The organism is Amycolatopsis nivea (assembly GCF_004522235.1).
GTDB classification, from domain to species: Bacteria; Actinomycetota; Actinomycetes; order Mycobacteriales; family Pseudonocardiaceae; genus Amycolatopsis; species Amycolatopsis nivea.
In genome coordinates this window covers 346,951-361,413 of record NZ_SDLT01000003.1, presented here as the reverse complement: position 1 = coordinate 361,413, position 14,463 = coordinate 346,951, and the positions used below count along the sequence as shown (strand labels likewise).

The following is a 14,463-nucleotide window of genomic DNA, read 5'->3' as shown; positions in this document are numbered from 1 at the left end:
TGGCTACCGGTTCCCCCGGTTCGGGACAGGCTACCCGGGGGTTCTCCGGCGCCGTGGGAGGCCGGGCCGCCCGGGCGCGCCTAGCACAGGACCGACCGCCCCGGCAACCCCAAGCACCCCGTCAGCCGCAGCCGCCCCACCCGCCTCAGCGTTCGGCGAAGCCCTCCAGCCCGCCCTTGGCGGCGGTCCAGCGTTCAACTACCTGATCCACTCTTCCGGGTGAGGTTCCGGAGCGCAGCGCGCTCAGCAACTGCGCACAGTTGTCCCGGCTACCCTCCGCGACCACCTCGACACGGCCGTCCGGGAGATTCCTGGCGAATCCGGCCAGCCCGAGTTCCAGCGCCCGGCTCCGGGTCCACCAGCGAAAACCGACACCCTGCACCTGCCCGTGCACCCAGGCGGCCAGCCGGACGGGCGATTCCTGCTCGTTCACCGGCCCCATCCTGCCGCACACCCCCGGCTGCGGACGGTGACGGCCCTGTCCCTCGGTCGCGCGAACGGGTGCTGAGCAGTGATAACCTCCCGCCTGGCATCCGGGGCCGGAGCCCCGCTCCCCCGTTGCCGCCCCTCGACTTGAGCGTTGACCCCTTCTAAGGAGCCTGCATGTCCCGTCCCGACGGGCCTGAACCAAGCTCAGCGTCGCCCGAGATCGCGGTGAGCGCTGCCCCCACCGCTCCGCCGAAGGGCGCGAGCGGGAGGCTGAGCCGCTCCGGCTACGCGATCCTGGGCGTCAGCGGCCTCGTGGTCGCGACGGCCTTCGCCGCGGTCGCCGAACTCGCCGGCCCCGGCTCGGTCACCGACACCGCGACGAACACCACCGGCGGCGGCCAGGGCGGACTGCAGGGCAGCTCCCAGGTAGTCGTGCCGGGCAACGCCGTCCCCGGCGGCCCGATGACCGTCCCCGGCTCGCCGACCCCCGGCCAGACCTCCCCGCCGACCCCGACCACAGTGGTGGCGGTGGGCCCAGACGGGAAGCCGACTACGAGCGTGATCACGCCTCCGCCGAACGCCGGTCAGCCCGGCGGACAGCCGGGTGGCGGGCAGCCCGCGCCGGGCCCTGGCGGGAACCCGGGCAGTTCCTCGAGCACGCCGCGCAGCGACACGCCGACCACGAAGACCGTCACGCCGCCTCCGGACACGACAACGCCCCCGGACAGCAGCACGACGCCGACGCCGTCCGACAGTTCGTCGCCGAAGCCCCCGCCGGGCAGCAGCTCCACCGGCGGCAGCACCTCGTCGACGCCAAGTGCGTCCACTTCGGACACCAACCCGTCGAGTTCCACCAGCCGCTGAGGTCCGTGAAGACTCCTGCCGCGGCAACCCGCTTCTAATCTGCGCTGCAAAGCCCCCATTCTTCGATGGGGGCTTTGTGCTTTGCCCGTCTGGCTACGAAGAGTGGCCGCTGCCAAGATGTGCGGCATGGGTTCGAACTGGTCCTGGACGTTGGCACTGCCTGAAGGATCGTTGACCACTGGCACTGTCGAGCAGATTCTCGAACGAGCGGAAACCGCTGGCCTGTCCCCGATCCGGCCGGGCGGCGGATGCAACGGATTCGACAACGCTCCCGGGCACGAGGGCGAACACCGCGTGGTCGACCGCGACGAGATGGTCCGCGGCCTGGTCACCGGCTCCTGGGCCACCAATCTGTGGACCGGGTCCGAGACGGACATCGGGTTGAACAGCCGCCCGGGCCGCGGACGAGGCTGGGACCAGGTGCGCCTGGAGCTCGATTCGGTCCACAGCTACCGGGAGCCGTCGCCGCGGGCCCGGCCGTTCCGGGACTTGCACCGTCTCCTCACCGACCTGTGGCTGGCCGTCGCAGCCCGAACGGGCGCGTTCTTCGGCCGCGTCGAAGACGAGTGGTCCCTGACGCAGATCTGGGCCGAGCTGACCGATCCGTTGTCCGACGCCCCACCACCAGCTGGGGTCTGGCCGAAGCGGCTGGGCTGGTGGACCTACTTCGACGCCGACCGCTACCGGCTGCTGCCGACCGTGCCGACGGCACTGGAGTCCAGCGTCCGCCGGATTGCCGAGGGCGCGGCGGTGGTCGAACTGCTGACCGACCCCGCGGCAGTCGACCCGGTGCGATTCAGCGATCTCCACCACGACTACTGGCGCGGGATCAGAGCTCGAAGCGGTACCCCATCCCAGGTTCGGTGAGCAAGTGCCGCGGCCGTGAAGGCTCCGGCTCCAGTTTCCGCCGCAATTGCGCCAGATACACCCGCAGATAATGGGATTCCGTCTCATACGACGGCCCCCACACCTCGTGCAGCAGCTGTTTCTGCGCCACCAGCCGGCCGCGGTTGCGGACCAGCAGTTCCAGCACTCCCCATTCCGTCTTGGTCAGGTGCACCTCGCGTCCCTCGCGCAGCACCTTCTTCGCGGCCAGGTCGATCGTGAACGAGCCGGTGTCCACCACCGCTTCCGCGCCGTCCGTGCCGCCGACCGACGAGCGGCGGACCGCGGCTCGCAGGCGGGCCAGGAGTTCGTCCATGCCGAACGGTTTGGTGACGTAATCATCCGCACCGGCGTCCAGTGCCTGGACCTTGTCCGCCGAATCGCCGCGCGCCGACAGCACGATGATCGGCACCGTCGTCCAGCCGCGCAGGCCTGCGATCACCTCGGTGCCGTCTAAATCAGGCAGGCCGAGGTCGAGCACCACCACGTCGGGTTTCGTTTCGGCGACCGCTTTCAGCGCAGCGGTGCCGTCGTGCGCGGTGATCACCTTGTACCCGCGTGCGTTGAGGTTGATCCGCAACGCACGCACGATCTGCGGTTCATCGTCGACGACCAGCACCGTCGCCGCTGGATCGGCAGTCATCGCGCCACCCCCTCCTCCGCCGATTCGGCTTCCACGAGTTCCCGGCCGGTACAGGCCGGCAGCGAGATCACCACCGTCAACCCTCCACCAGGAGTGTCCTCCGCGCGAACGGTACCGCCCATCGCCTCGGTGAACCCCTTCGCGACCGACAAGCCGAGCCCGACGCCCGGCGTCGAGTCCCGGTCGCCGCCCAGCCGCTGGAACGGCGCGAACGCGGACTCCGCGGTCCCCTTCCGCAAGCCCTTCCCGTGGTCGACGATCCGCAGTTCCACGAATTCCGAATGCGCACTCGCCCGCGCGGAAACGTCGCCGCCGCCGTGTCGGAGAGCGTTGTCGAGCACGTTCGCGATCACTCGTTCCAGCAGGCCGGGATCCGCTTGCACCGAAGGCAATCGCGCGTCCACCGATACCTGCACCTGCTGCGAGTTGTCCACATTGGACAGTGCATGCGCGACTACTTCGTCGTAACCGACCGGCCGCAGGTGCGGGGTGACCGCGCCGGTCGCCAGCCGCGACGAGTCGAGGAGGTTGTCGATCAGCCCGGCGAGCCGGTCCGCGGAAAGCTCCACGGCTTCCATCAGTTCCTCAGTGTCCTCATCGGACAGCGAAAGATCCGGCGCGCGCAGGCTGCCGATCGCCGCCTTGATGGACGTGAGCGGGGTCCGCAGGTCATGTCCGACCGCGGACAGCAACGTCGTGCGCAACTCGGTCGCCTCGGCCTTGCGTTCGGCGGCCGCCGCAGCCGCTGCCATTCGCTGCTGCCGCAAAGCGAGCAACGCTTGTCCCGCAACGGCTTCGAGCACCCGGCGGTCCGCCGCGGGCAACGCGCGACCGCGCAATGTCAGGTGGACGTCAGCGGTCACCGCAATGTCCACATCGGCCTCATCTGGATCCGCGCAAGGCTCGCCGCCGGACAGCGCGACCTTGTCCCACTTGCCATTGCGTTTCTCCAGCAGCGTCACGGAAGTGAGGCCGAAGTTCTCTCGCACCTTCTCCAGCAACCGCTCGATCGGGTTCGGATTGGTCAGCACCGTTCGCGCATAAGACGCCAGCAGCGACGCCTCCGTCCGAGCCCGCGCCGCCGCCACCCCCCGCCGCGCGGCGGAAGCGACGACCAGCGCCACCATCACCGCCACCACGATCATCACGATCAGCGTCACGACGTTCTGCGGACTGTGCACATTCAGCGTGTACAGCGGCGGCGTGAAGAAGAAATTCAGCAGCCCAGCCCCGAAAATCGCGGCCACCAGCGCCGGACCGAGCCCGCCCACCAGCGCGACGATGACGGTGGCCAGCACGTAAAGGATCACGTCGGTGGAGAACTCGACCGCGTCGCGCAACAGCACGCCGAGACCGGTCGCGATGACCGGTGCCACGATGCTCAGCACCCAGCCCAGCACCAGCCGCGACGGGGCCAGCGGGCTCGTGCCCAGCCGCGCCCGCAGCCGTCCGCCGGCGTAGGAGTGCGTGACCATGTGCACGTCGATCGGCCCCGACTGCTGCACCACGGTCGCGCCGATGCCCTGGTCGAAAAGCCGCGCGATTCGGGACCGCCGCGAGGTTCCGATGACCAGCTGCGTCGCGTTGACCCCGCGCGCGAAGTCGAGCAGCGCCGTCGGCACGTCGTCGCCGACCACCGCGTGGAACGTCGCGCCGACCTCCTCGGCCAGCGTGCGGCAGCGGGCCATCGCGGTCGGCCCGAGCCCGGCCAGCCCATCACCGCGCAGGATGTGCACGACCTGCAGTTCCGCGCCCGCCCGGGTGGCGATCCGGCTGGCGCGCCGGATCAGCGTCTCGCTTTCCGGACCGCCGGTGATCGACACGACCACCCGTTCGCGCGTTTCCCACGTATCGGTGATCTTCTGCTCGGCGCGATAACGCTGCAGCGCGACGTCGACCTGGTCGGCCACCCACAGCAGCGCCAGCTCGCGCAAAGCGGTGAGGTTGCCGGGCCGGAAGTAGTTGCCCAGCGCGGCGTCGATGCGCTCGGCAGGGTAGACGTTGCCGTGCGCGAGCCGCCGCCGCAGCGCCTCCGGCGTGATGTCGACCAGCTCCAGCTGCTCCGCGCGGCGCACGACCTCGTCCGGCACGGTTTCCTGCTGGGTGACGCCGGTGATGCGCTCGACGACGTCGTTGAGGCTCTGCAGGTGCTGGACGTTGACCGTGGACAGCACGTCGATGCCCGCTTCGAGCAGCTCGTCGATGTCCTGCCAGCGCTTCTCGTTCCGTCCGCCGGGCACGTTCGTGTGCGCCAGCTCGTCCACGACGACGACCTCGGGCGCGCGGGCGAGCACCGCGTCGAGGTCCATCTCGGCGAACTCGTGCCCGCGATGGCTGACCGTGCGCCGCGGCACGACCTCCAGCCCGTCGAGCAGGTCGGCGGTCTTCTCGCGGCCGTGCGTTTCGACCAGGCCGACGACCACGTCCGTGCCGCGGTCCAGACGACGGCGGGCTTCGCCGAGCATGGCGAAGGTCTTGCCGACGCCCGGAGCCGCGCCGAGGTAGATGCGCAGTTCGCCTCGGCGCGGCTTCGGGGGCGTGTCAGGGGTGCTCACTGTGTCAGTGTGCGCCAGGAGCGGCCGAATGCACGGCAAGGTTGAGCCGGAGCACATTCACGCCCGGCACCCCGATCCCGTTGCCGCTCGTGTTGTCCGCGACCAGCTGCCGCACCTTCTCCTCGCTCAACCCGGTGTTGCGGGCCACGCGAAGCACCTGGAGATCGGCGTACGCGACGCTGATCGCCGGGTCGAGGCCCGAGCCCGAAGCGGTCACCGCGTCCGCGGGCACCTCCGCCGGGGTGACGCCCTCGCGTTGGGCGATCAGCGCCCGCCGCTGCGCGATGGCTTTGGTCAGATCCTCGTTGTACGGCCCCTTGTTGGACGGCCCCGACGTCGACGGGTCGCCCGGCCCGAGCACGTCCTTCGAACTGGCCGAGGGCCGGTTGTGGAACCACGGGTCGCGCGCCGGGTCCGCGGCGACCGGGTCGATCCCGATCAGCGACGAGCCGACGGCCTGGCCGTGCAGCGTCACCACCGAACCCTCGGCGTGCCCCTGGAGGCCGGGGACGCGGGACACCGCCCACACGCCCAGCGGGTAACCGATGCCGAGCAGCACGGTCATCGCGAGGAGCAGGCGCAGGCCCGCCCAGGTCTGCTTGAGCAAGACGTTCATGTCAGCCAATCCCTGGAATGTGGCGCACGATCAGGTCGATCACCCAGATCCCGAGGAACGGGCTGACGATCCCGCCGAGGCCGTAGACGAGCAGGTTGCGGCGCAGCAGCGCGGACGCCGACGACGGCCGGTACCGCACGCCGCGCAGGGCGAGCGGGATCAGCGCGACGATGATCAGCGCGTTGAAGATCACCGCGGAGAGGATCGCCGACTTCGGCGTCGCCAGGTGCATGATGTTGAGCGCGCCGAGCTGGGCGAAGATGCCGGTGAACATCGCCGGCAGGATGGCGAAGTACTTCGCCAGGTCGTTCGCCACGCTGAACGTGGTGAGCGCGCCGCGGGTGATCAGCAGCTGTTTGCCGATGCCGACGATCTCGATCAGCTTCGTCGGGTTCGAATCGAGGTCGACCATGTTGCCCGCCTCTTTCGCCGCCATGGTCCCGGTGTTCATCGCGACGCCGACGTCGGACTGCGCGAGCGCGGGCGCGTCGTTCGTGCCGTCGCCGGTCATCGCGACGAGCCGCCCGCCCTCCTGTTCCTTCTTGATGAGCGCCATCTTGTCCTCGGGCTTGGCCTCGGCGAGATAGTCGTCGACGCCCGCGTCCTCGGCGATCGCGCGTGCGGTGAGCGGGTTGTCGCCGGTGATCATCACTGTCTTGATGCCCATCGAGCGCAGTTCCTCGAACCGCTCCTTCATGCCCGGCTTCACCACGTCCGACAGCCGGATGACCCCGCGCACGAACGCCGTCCCGTTCGCCGCTTCCGCGACCACCAGCGGGGTTCCGCCCTGCTGGCTGATCTCGTCCACGACGCGTTCGGTCTCGTCCGGAACGTCGCCGCCGCGGTCTCGGACCCACTGGCGCACCGCCGAAGTCGCGCCCTTGCGCACCTCGCGGCCGTCCAAGTCGACGCCGCTCATCCGGGTCTGCGCGGTGAACGGAACGAACTCGGCGAGCTTCTCGCTGTCGTCCGCCGCGCCCGGAAGCCCGTGCTGCTCGGCGATCAGCTCGACAATGCTGCGTCCTTCCGGCGTGCCGTCGGCGAGGCTGGAGAGCCGGGCCGCGCGCGCCAGATCGTCCATAGTGGACTTGCCGACCGGGATCAGCTCGGTCGCGCGCCGGTTGCCGAAGGTGATCGTTCCGGTCTTGTCGAGCAGCAGCGTCGAGACGTCGCCGGCGGCTTCGACCGCACGGCCGGAGGTGGCGAGGACGTTGCGCTGCACCAACCGGTCCATTCCGGCGATGCCGATCGCGCTCAGCAGCGCGCCGATCGTGGTCGGGATCAGGCAGACCAGCAGCGCGCTCAGCACGATCACCGACTGCTGGCTGCCGGAGTACGCGGCCATCGGCTGCAGTGCCACGACGGCGAGCAGGAAGATGATGGTCAGCGTCGACAGCAGGATGGTCAGCGCGATCTCGTTCGGCGTCTTCTGCCGGGAAGCGCCTTCCACCAAAGCGATCATCCGGTCCACAAAGGACTCGCCGGGCTTGGTGCTGATCCGCACGACAATCCGGTCGCTCAGCACCGTGGTGCCGCCGGTGACCGCCGAACGGTCGCCGCCGGACTCCCGGATCACCGGGGCCGATTCGCCGGTGATGGCCGATTCGTCGACCGTAGCGATGCCTTCGACGACGTCGCCGTCGCCCGGGATCACCTCCCCGGCCTCGACCACCACGCGGTCGCCGACTCGCAGGTCTACACCGGGCACCTGCTCCTCGGAACCGTCCTCGGTAAGCCGCCGCGCGACAGTCTCTTTTTTGGTCCGCCGCAACGATTCCGCCTGCGCTTTGCCTCGTCCTTCGGCGACGGCCTCGGCCAGGTTCGCGAACACGACGGTGAACCACAGCCACACGGCGATGAGGATCGAGAACACGCTCGGGTCGGTGATCGCGAAGACGGTGGTCAGGACCGAACCGGCCCACACCACGAACATCACCGGGTTTTTGAGCTGGTGGCGCGGGTTTAGCTTGCGCAGCGCGTCCGGCATGGACGACCACAGCTGCTTCGGACTGAAGACGCCCGCTCCGACGCGTCCGGCGTTCTCTACGTGATGCTGCGTCTCCTCTTCCGGAGTCCGCTCCTGAGTGATGGTCATGCCAACGCCTCCGCGATGGGCCCCAGCGCGAGCGCCGGGATGAACGTGAGGGCCGCGACGAGGACGACAGTGCCGGTCAGCAACGTCCCGAACAGCGGCCCGGTGGTGGGCAGCGTGCCCGAGGTTTCGGGAACTTTCTTCTGCGAGGCAAGCGAACCCGCCAGGCAGAGCACCGCGACGATGGGCACGAACCGGCCGATCAGCATGGCCACCGAAAGCGACGCCTGGAACCAGTCGCTGGTCGCGGTGAGGCCGCCGAACGCGCTGCCGTTGTTGTTGCCTGCGGACGTGTAGCCGTAAAGGATTTCCGACAGCCCGTGCGGGCCCGAGTTGCCGAGCGCGTCCCGCGTTCCCGGCAGCAGCAGGGCGATCCCGGAGCCGAGCAGGACCACGGTGGGCATCGCCAGCATCGAGATCGCCGCGCAGGTGACCTCGCGCTTGCCGAGCTTCTTGCCCAGGTACTCCGGCGTGCGCCCGACCATCAGCCCGGCCAGGAACATCGCGATCACGGCCATGACGAGAATCCCGTACAGGCCGGTGCCGACGCCGCCCGGCGAAACCTCGCCGAAGAGCATGTTCAGCAGCGTGCCCCCGCCGCCGAGGCCGGACAGGCTGTCGTGCGCCCCGTTGACCGCGCCGGTCGACGTGCCGGTGGTGGTGTCGGCGAACAGCGACGTGCCGCCGATGCCGAACCGCTGTTCCTTGCCCTCGAGATTCGCTCCCGCGGCCAGCGCCGACGGGCTGTTCGTGCGCGCCTCGGACGTCCAGATCACCGCGAGCATCGCCGTCCACAGACCGGCCATCACCGACAGCAGGACGTAGCCCTGCTTGCGGTTGCCGACCAGCTGCCCGAAGGCGCGGGTCAGGCAGACCGGGATCACGAGGATCAGGAACATCTCGATGACGTTGGTCCAGACGTTCGGGTTCTCGAACGGGTGCGCGGAGTTGGCGTTGAAGATGCCGCCGCCGTTCGTGCCGAGTTCCTTGATCGCTTCCTGGCTCGCCGCCGGGGCCAGCGCGATCGTGCTGCTGGAGCCGTCCGGGTCCGTCACCGCGACGCCGGACCGCAGGCTCTGCACGACGCCGAGCGCGACGAGGACGAGCGCGAACACGAACGCCATCGGCAGCAGCACGCGGATCGTGCCGCGGGTCAGGTCGACCCAGAAGTTGCCGAGCCGGTCGGTGCGCGAGCGGACGAACCCGCGCGTCACCGCGATCGCCACGGCGAGCCCGACGCCCGCGGAGAGGAAGTTCTGCACGGTGAGCCCGGCCATCTGGACGAAGTGGCCCATGGTCGACTCGGGCGTGTAGGACTGCCAGTTCGTGTTGGTCACGAAGGAAACCGCGGTGTTGAACGCGACGGCGGGCGAAACCGGCCCGCGGTCGAAGTTCCACGGCAGGATCGACTGCAGGCGCTGCAGCAGGTACAGCAGGATCACCGAGACGAACGAGAAGCCGAGCACGCCCGAGGCGTAGGTCTTCCAGTGCTGTTCGGTGTTCGGGTCGACCCGCACGATCTTGTACAGGGTCCTCTCGATCCGCAGGTGCTTCTCGGTGGAGAAGACGCGGGCGAGGTAGTCGCCGAGGGGTTGGTAGACCACCGCGAGGGCGACCAGGAGCACGCCGGCTTGCAGGAAGCCGGCCGCGACGTCACTCATCTCAGAATTTCTCCGGCCTCACGAGGGCGACGAACAGGTAGCCGAGGAGGCCAAGCGCCAGCAGCCCGCCGACGATGTTGGCCACGGTGCCCGCGCCGCTCACAGCTTCTCCAGCCCGCGCAGGACACCGGCGAGCACCGCGAAAACGCCGATGAGCAATAGGGCGTACAGCAAATCCGCCACGAGGCACCTCTCAGGAAGGGTCACCCGGCACGGGCGACCGTCGGTCGAGAGCCACTGTGCGGTCGTCGCGGAGGGTGAGCACCCGCGTCTGACGCCTCCTTGACGCCGCGACCTGGGGGCGTTTACGCGATCTTGACGGCCGGTGACCCGGGCCACTGCGGCAAGCGCCATCCGGGTCAGCGGGGTCACGTGACGGTCCGTAGTTGGTGGGTGACTTGCGGCACAGCTGGTAGCGGATCAAGGACAGAGAGTGCAATTCGGGCAGACAACGGTCGGGGGTCCGTGTTACACCTGAGTAACCAATAGTTGTATCAACTAACTAACTAGGTTCAGGGAGGGCTCGTATGTGCGGAATCGCGGGCTGGGTTTCCTACGACACGGATCTCACGCGGCAGCAGGAGATCGCGGACGCGATGACCGAGACCATGGCCTGCCGAGGACCGGACGACCGCGGGACCTGGGTCCGCCGCTCGGTCGCTCTCGGTCACCGCCGGCTCGCCATCATCGACCTGCCGGGCGGACGCCAGCCGATGAGCGTCAAGACCCCGAACGGCGAGGTCGCGATGGTCTACAGCGGCGAGGCGTACAACTTCTCCGAACTTCGTGAAGAACTCACCAAACTGGGCCACCGCTGGGAGACCGACAGCGACACCGAGGTCGTGCTGCACGGGTACCTGCAGTGGGGCACCGAGGTCGTGGACCACCTCAACGGCATGTACGCGTTCGCGATCTGGGACGAGCGCGACCAGAAGCTCGTGATGATCCGCGACCGGATGGGCATCAAGCCGTTCTACTACTACCCCACCCGCGACGGCGTCCTGTTCGGCTCCGAGCCGAAGGCGATCCTGGCGAACCCGTTGGCGCGCAAGGCGGTCGACAGCGACGGCCTGCGCGAGCTGATGGGCTTCACGAAGCGTCCGGGCTGGTCGCTGTGGAAGGGCATGCACGAGGTCGACCCGGCCACCGTCGTGACGGTGACCCGGGAGGGCATCAACACCCGCACCTACTGGAAGCTCGACGCGAAGCAGCACACCGACGACCAGGAGACGACGGTCGAGCGCGTGCGCGAGCTGATGACCGACATCGTCCACCGCCAGCTGGTCGCCGACGTCCCGCGCTGCGTGCTGCTGTCCGGCGGCCTCGACTCGAGCGCGGTCACCGGTCTCGCCGCCGCGCGGCTGGCCGAGGAAGGCGAGCAGCTGCGCACCTTCTCGGTCGACTTCTTCGGGCAGGAGGAGAACTTCAAGCCCGACGAAATGCGCGACACCCCCGACTCGCCCTACATCCGCGACGTCGCCAAGCTGGTCGGTTCCGCGCACCAGGACGTGATGCTGAACCCGGCCGACCTGAGCGACCCCGAGGTGCGCCGCAAGGTGCTGCGCGCCCGCGACATCCCGACGGGTCTCGGCGACATGGACACGTCGTTGTACCTGCTGTTCAAGGCGATCCGGGCGGAGTCGACGGTCGCGCTGTCCGGCGAATCGGCCGACGAGGTGTTCGGCGGGTACCGCTGGTTCCACGACGAGGCCGCGGTGAAGGCGGACACCTTCCCGTGGCTGGCGTTCCGCAACAGCCTGATGGACGACCGTGCTTCGCTGCTCGAACCGGGCCTCGCCGCGAAGCTCGACCTGGATTCCTACATCGACGACCAGTACCGCACCGCGGTGTCCCAAGTGGACTTGCTGGACGGCGAATCCGAGCGGGAATCGCGGATGCGGGTCATCTGCAACCTCCACCTGACCCGCTTCGTGCGGCAGCTGCTCGACCGCAAGGACCGCATGTCGATGGCGGTCGGCCTGGAAGTCCGCGTGCCGTTCTGCGACCACCGGCTCGTCGAGTACGTCTACAACACGCCGTGGTCGCTCAAGACCTACGACGGCCGGGAAAAGAGCCTGCTGCGGCACGCGACGAAGCACGTGCTGCCGGCGTCGGTGCGGGACCGGGTGAAGAGCCCGTATCCGTCCACTCAGGACCCGGGGTACGCGATCGCGCTGCAGGAGCAGGTCAAGGAAGCCTTGGCGCAGAAGGACAACCCGCTGTTCCAGATGGTCAGCCGAGAATGGCTGCAGCAGTCGGCGGCGACGGACCCGGCGGCGATCAGCCAGGCCCAGCGGATCGGCATGGACCGGGCGCTGGACCTGCACCACTGGTTCGACATGTACTCGCCGGAGCTGGAACTCAACTGACCTCCTGCCCGACCGGCGAGCGCCCCAATGCCGCATTGGGTGCATGTGACGCACCCAATGCGGCATTGGTTGCGTTCAGCGCACCCAATGCCGCATTGGGGTTATCTCAGTAGCGCGATGTGCGGTGGGTTCGCGGCAGCGGCGCTTGCCAGGGCGCTGCGGGCACCGGCCGATGACACGCGCCGGGGTGCTCCTCCCGCTGAGGTCCGTGAAGGGCTCATTGGGGGAACCTGATTCCCTCAATGAGCCCTTCACGGACCTCGCCAGCCCGCCGCGCGCGAGAAACCCCCGCGAGCGCAGCGCATGCAGCTGCCCCTGGCCGGTGCGAACGTCCGTGAGGGCCACCCTAAGGGAATCTGATTCCCTCAGGGTGGCCCTCACGGACATCGAATCGCGCGGCGGTTGGGGCGGGAATTTCGGCACCCGACGGAAAAACCCCAGCGGGCGCGCGCGGGACCAAGCCGAGAGGGCGGTCAGAAGTCCAGGTGTGCGTCGATCTCCGTGCCGCGAACGTCCAGTTCCGCGCCGGCCCCGCTCAGCAGGCGCTGGGCCGCCGCGTTGTCCACAGTGGTCGTCGCGACGAACTTCGCCGCTCCGCCGTCGCGGGCCGCGTCCAGCAGGACCGCGATCACCTTGCGGCCGATTCCGCGGCCGCGCGCCGAGCGGCCGAGCCACACTCCGGCCTCGACCTCCAGCGCGGCCCGTCCGGATACCGGGCGCAGCCGGGCCGCTCCGCAGACCCGGCCGTCGACTTCCACGACCCACGTCGTTTCGATGGCGGTGTCCGGATTGAGCGATCGCCGGCGGTGGAACGCGAGAAACGCTTCGCGGCGGGCTTCGGTCCACCCGGCGGGACCTTCCACCGGCGGCATGACCTCGGCCGGTTCGGCGTCGGCCACCGCGGCTTCCAGAAGCCGCTCCAGCCCCTGCTCGTCGAGCGGGATCAGCACGATCTCGGATTCTCCGGATCCAGGCACGCCCCGCAGCTTGGCACGCGAAGCCGTCCCGCGCTACCCGATCGGCCCAGTCGTTACCAGGGAACCGGCTTGCCGAAGCGGTCGAGGAACCGCAAGCCCGGTTCGCCTGCCTGCGCTTCCAGCACATCGACGACCGCGGGCACGCTTTCCTCCGGCAGCAACGGCGCGTCCGGACCGCCGAGCCGCGTCCGGTTGTGGCCCGGGTCGATGAGCAGTTTGGTGCGCCCGTCGCCCTCGTGACGAGTGGCGTAGCTGCGCATGAGCTGGTTGAGCGCGGCCTTGCTCGCCTTGTACAGCTCGTATCCGGGTTCGACGTTCATCGAGACGCTGCCCTGCTCGGACGACATCACCGCGACCGTTCCGCCCGGCGCGACCAACCCGTGCAGTCCTTCGAGGACTCTCAACGGGCTCAACGCATTGGTGATCATCACTTCCGCGAACATCTCGACAGGCACTTCGTTGATCGGCAGGTTCCCGCGGTCGATCGCCGCGTTCACGAAGAGCAGATCGAGCGGGCCGTCCACTCTGTCGCGCAACGCGGCTATCTGTGCGTCGTCGGTCATCTCCAACTGCTCGGTCCGCATTCCTTCCCGCGGCACCGATCCGTCGCGGGTCGTCGCGATGACCTCCCACCCGCGCCGGTCCAACTCGGTGACCAGCACCAATCCCAAGCCCCGCGAAGCCCCGACCACCACTGCCCGGCGTGCTGCCATGACCCCTCCTTTGTCTAGACGCAACGTCCCGTCTAGACAGTAGCACGGTAAGGTGCCCGGTATGCCCGCAGTCAATTCCCAGCCCCGCAGGGCACGCTCCGGCAACCGGCGCGACGAGGCCGCTCGCCTGGCGGTGCTCCACGCCGCCGACGACCTGCTCGTCGAGCACGGCTTCGGCGGGCTGACCGTCGAAGCGATCGCGCGCCGGGCCGGCGTCGCGAAGCAGACGATCTACCGCTGGTGGCCGTCGAAGGTCGAAATCCTGCTGGACACGCTGATCGAGGACAGCGAGAAACGCCTGCCGGTGCCGACGGAACTGCCGACGGCCGACAGCATCCGGGCGTACCTGCGCGACTTCGCGCACTTCCTCGCCGAAGACCCGGCGGGCAAGTGCCTGCTCACCCTGCTGGCCGAAGCGCAGCACGATGTGGGGACTGCGGCTCGCTTCCACGAGCGTTACCTGGAACCGCGGCAGATCGCGGAGCGCGAGATGCTGACGCGGGCTGCCGAAGCGGGCGAGGTTTCTCCGGTACTGGATCCGGAGGCCACAATGGACGCTCTGCTGGGGCCGATTGTCTACTGTGCACTCACCGGGGCTGCGGTACCGGGAGATCTGGTGGATACGTTGGTGGAGAGGCTGCTTCGCCCGCGAGCTTGAC

The 14,463-nt window shown here is 68.9% G+C and carries 14 protein-coding genes; 3 read left to right on the top strand and 11 right to left on the bottom strand.

Features of this window, described 5'->3' with window-relative positions; genetic code table 11:
- Positions 1 to 145: 145 nt before the first annotated feature.
- The 3 genes from EIZ44_RS05660 to EIZ44_RS45365 all read right to left on the bottom strand — a co-directional run bounded on the left by EIZ44_RS05660 (position 146) and on the right by EIZ44_RS45365 (position 1,283).
- Positions 146 to 442, bottom strand: a complete 297-nt coding sequence (locus tag EIZ44_RS05660) for an acylphosphatase (RefSeq protein WP_134727893.1) — start codon at positions 440 to 442, stop codon at positions 146 to 148.
- Between the two features lie 271 nt (positions 443 to 713).
- A complete protein-coding gene (locus EIZ44_RS45370; RefSeq protein ID WP_078870323.1) occupies positions 714 to 995 on the bottom strand; it encodes a hypothetical protein in 282 nt (93 codons plus the stop codon).
- 18 nt (positions 996 to 1,013) lie between these two features.
- Complete coding sequence (locus EIZ44_RS45365) at positions 1,014 to 1,283, bottom strand: hypothetical protein (protein ID WP_240691228.1); 270 nt, start codon at positions 1,281 to 1,283, stop codon at positions 1,014 to 1,016.
- 181 nt (positions 1,284 to 1,464) lie between these two features.
- Here EIZ44_RS45365 and EIZ44_RS05650 point away from each other — a divergent pair, with 181 nt between their 5' ends.
- Positions 1,465 to 2,160: a hypothetical protein gene (locus tag EIZ44_RS05650; protein WP_240691227.1), complete on the top strand. Its 696-nt coding sequence runs from the start codon at positions 1,465 to 1,467 to the stop codon at positions 2,158 to 2,160.
- Here EIZ44_RS05650 and EIZ44_RS05645 read toward each other — a convergent pair.
- Genes EIZ44_RS05645 through kdpF form a run of 6 tightly spaced genes read right to left on the bottom strand, consistent with a single transcriptional unit; the run spans position 2,123 to position 9,848 of the window.
- Positions 2,123 to 2,821 carry a response regulator gene (locus EIZ44_RS05645; protein WP_134727891.1) on the bottom strand — a complete coding sequence of 233 codons (699 nt, stop codon included), beginning with the start codon at positions 2,819 to 2,821 and terminating at the stop codon, positions 2,123 to 2,125. The genes EIZ44_RS05650 and EIZ44_RS05645 overlap by 38 nt on opposite strands.
- Positions 2,818 to 5,376, bottom strand: a complete 2,559-nt coding sequence (locus EIZ44_RS05640) for a DUF4118 domain-containing protein (RefSeq protein ID WP_134727890.1) — start codon at positions 5,374 to 5,376, stop codon at positions 2,818 to 2,820. The genes EIZ44_RS05645 and EIZ44_RS05640 overlap by 4 nt, the downstream gene beginning before the upstream one ends.
- A gap of 4 nt (positions 5,377 to 5,380) precedes the next feature.
- Complete coding sequence (locus tag EIZ44_RS05635) at positions 5,381 to 5,992, bottom strand: potassium-transporting ATPase subunit C (protein WP_134727889.1); 612 nt, start codon at positions 5,990 to 5,992, stop codon at positions 5,381 to 5,383.
- A 1-nt stretch (position 5,993) separates the two neighbouring features.
- Positions 5,994 to 8,087: a potassium-transporting ATPase subunit KdpB gene (gene kdpB / locus EIZ44_RS05630; RefSeq protein WP_134668033.1), complete on the bottom strand. Its 2,094-nt coding sequence runs from the start codon at positions 8,085 to 8,087 to the stop codon at positions 5,994 to 5,996.
- Positions 8,084 to 9,745 (bottom strand): potassium-transporting ATPase subunit KdpA, encoded by a 1,662-nt coding sequence (gene kdpA / locus EIZ44_RS05625; RefSeq protein ID WP_134727888.1) that lies wholly within the window; start codon positions 9,743 to 9,745, stop codon positions 8,084 to 8,086. The genes kdpB and kdpA overlap by 4 nt, the downstream gene beginning before the upstream one ends.
- Position 9,746: 1 nt before the next feature.
- Positions 9,747 to 9,848 (bottom strand): K(+)-transporting ATPase subunit F, encoded by a 102-nt coding sequence (gene kdpF, locus EIZ44_RS05620; RefSeq protein WP_037358287.1) that lies wholly within the window; start codon positions 9,846 to 9,848, stop codon positions 9,747 to 9,749.
- Positions 9,849 to 10,272: 424 nt separating this feature from the next.
- Between kdpF and asnB the strand changes: the two genes are divergently transcribed.
- Positions 10,273 to 12,114 (top strand): asparagine synthase (glutamine-hydrolyzing), encoded by a 1,842-nt coding sequence (gene asnB, locus EIZ44_RS05615; protein WP_134727887.1) that lies wholly within the window; start codon positions 10,273 to 10,275, stop codon positions 12,112 to 12,114.
- A gap of 473 nt (positions 12,115 to 12,587) precedes the next feature.
- On the opposite strand, the gene EIZ44_RS05610 is transcribed toward asnB, so the two are convergent.
- Both EIZ44_RS05610 and EIZ44_RS05605 read right to left on the bottom strand, forming a co-directional pair.
- The gene (locus tag EIZ44_RS05610) at positions 12,588 to 13,091 is read right to left on the bottom strand and encodes a GNAT family N-acetyltransferase (RefSeq protein WP_240691226.1); all 504 of its coding nucleotides are present in this window, start codon (positions 13,089 to 13,091) and stop codon (positions 12,588 to 12,590) included.
- A 53-nt stretch (positions 13,092 to 13,144) separates the two neighbouring features.
- Positions 13,145 to 13,804, bottom strand: a complete 660-nt coding sequence (locus EIZ44_RS05605) for an SDR family NAD(P)-dependent oxidoreductase (RefSeq protein WP_134727885.1) — start codon at positions 13,802 to 13,804, stop codon at positions 13,145 to 13,147.
- Between the two features lie 61 nt (positions 13,805 to 13,865).
- Here EIZ44_RS05605 and EIZ44_RS05600 point away from each other — a divergent pair, with 61 nt between their 5' ends.
- A complete protein-coding gene (locus EIZ44_RS05600) occupies positions 13,866 to 14,462 on the top strand; it encodes a TetR/AcrR family transcriptional regulator (protein WP_134727884.1) in 597 nt (198 codons plus the stop codon).
- Position 14,463 lies beyond the last annotated feature (1 nt).

Bases quoted from the DNA above. Each gene is read 5' to 3' on its own strand.
- EIZ44_RS05660 (WP_134727893.1), bottom strand. From the start codon at position 442: ATGGGGCCGGTGAACGAGCAGGAATCGCCCGTCCGGCTGGCCGCCTGG.
- EIZ44_RS05645 (WP_134727891.1), bottom strand. From the start codon at position 2,821: ATGACTGCCGATCCAGCGGCGACGGTGCTGGTCGTCGACGATGAACCG.
- EIZ44_RS05635 (WP_134727889.1), bottom strand. From the start codon at position 5,992: ATGAACGTCTTGCTCAAGCAGACCTGGGCGGGCCTGCGCCTGCTCCTC.
- kdpA (WP_134727888.1), bottom strand. From the start codon at position 9,745: ATGAGTGACGTCGCGGCCGGCTTCCTGCAAGCCGGCGTGCTCCTGGTC.
- kdpB (WP_134668033.1), bottom strand. From the start codon at position 8,087: ATGACCATCACTCAGGAGCGGACTCCGGAAGAGGAGACGCAGCATCAC.
- asnB (WP_134727887.1), top strand. From the start codon at position 10,273: ATGTGCGGAATCGCGGGCTGGGTTTCCTACGACACGGATCTCACGCGG.
- EIZ44_RS05600 (WP_134727884.1), top strand. From the start codon at position 13,866: ATGCCCGCAGTCAATTCCCAGCCCCGCAGGGCACGCTCCGGCAACCGG.
- EIZ44_RS05605 (WP_134727885.1), bottom strand. From the start codon at position 13,804: ATGGCAGCACGCCGGGCAGTGGTGGTCGGGGCTTCGCGGGGCTTGGGA.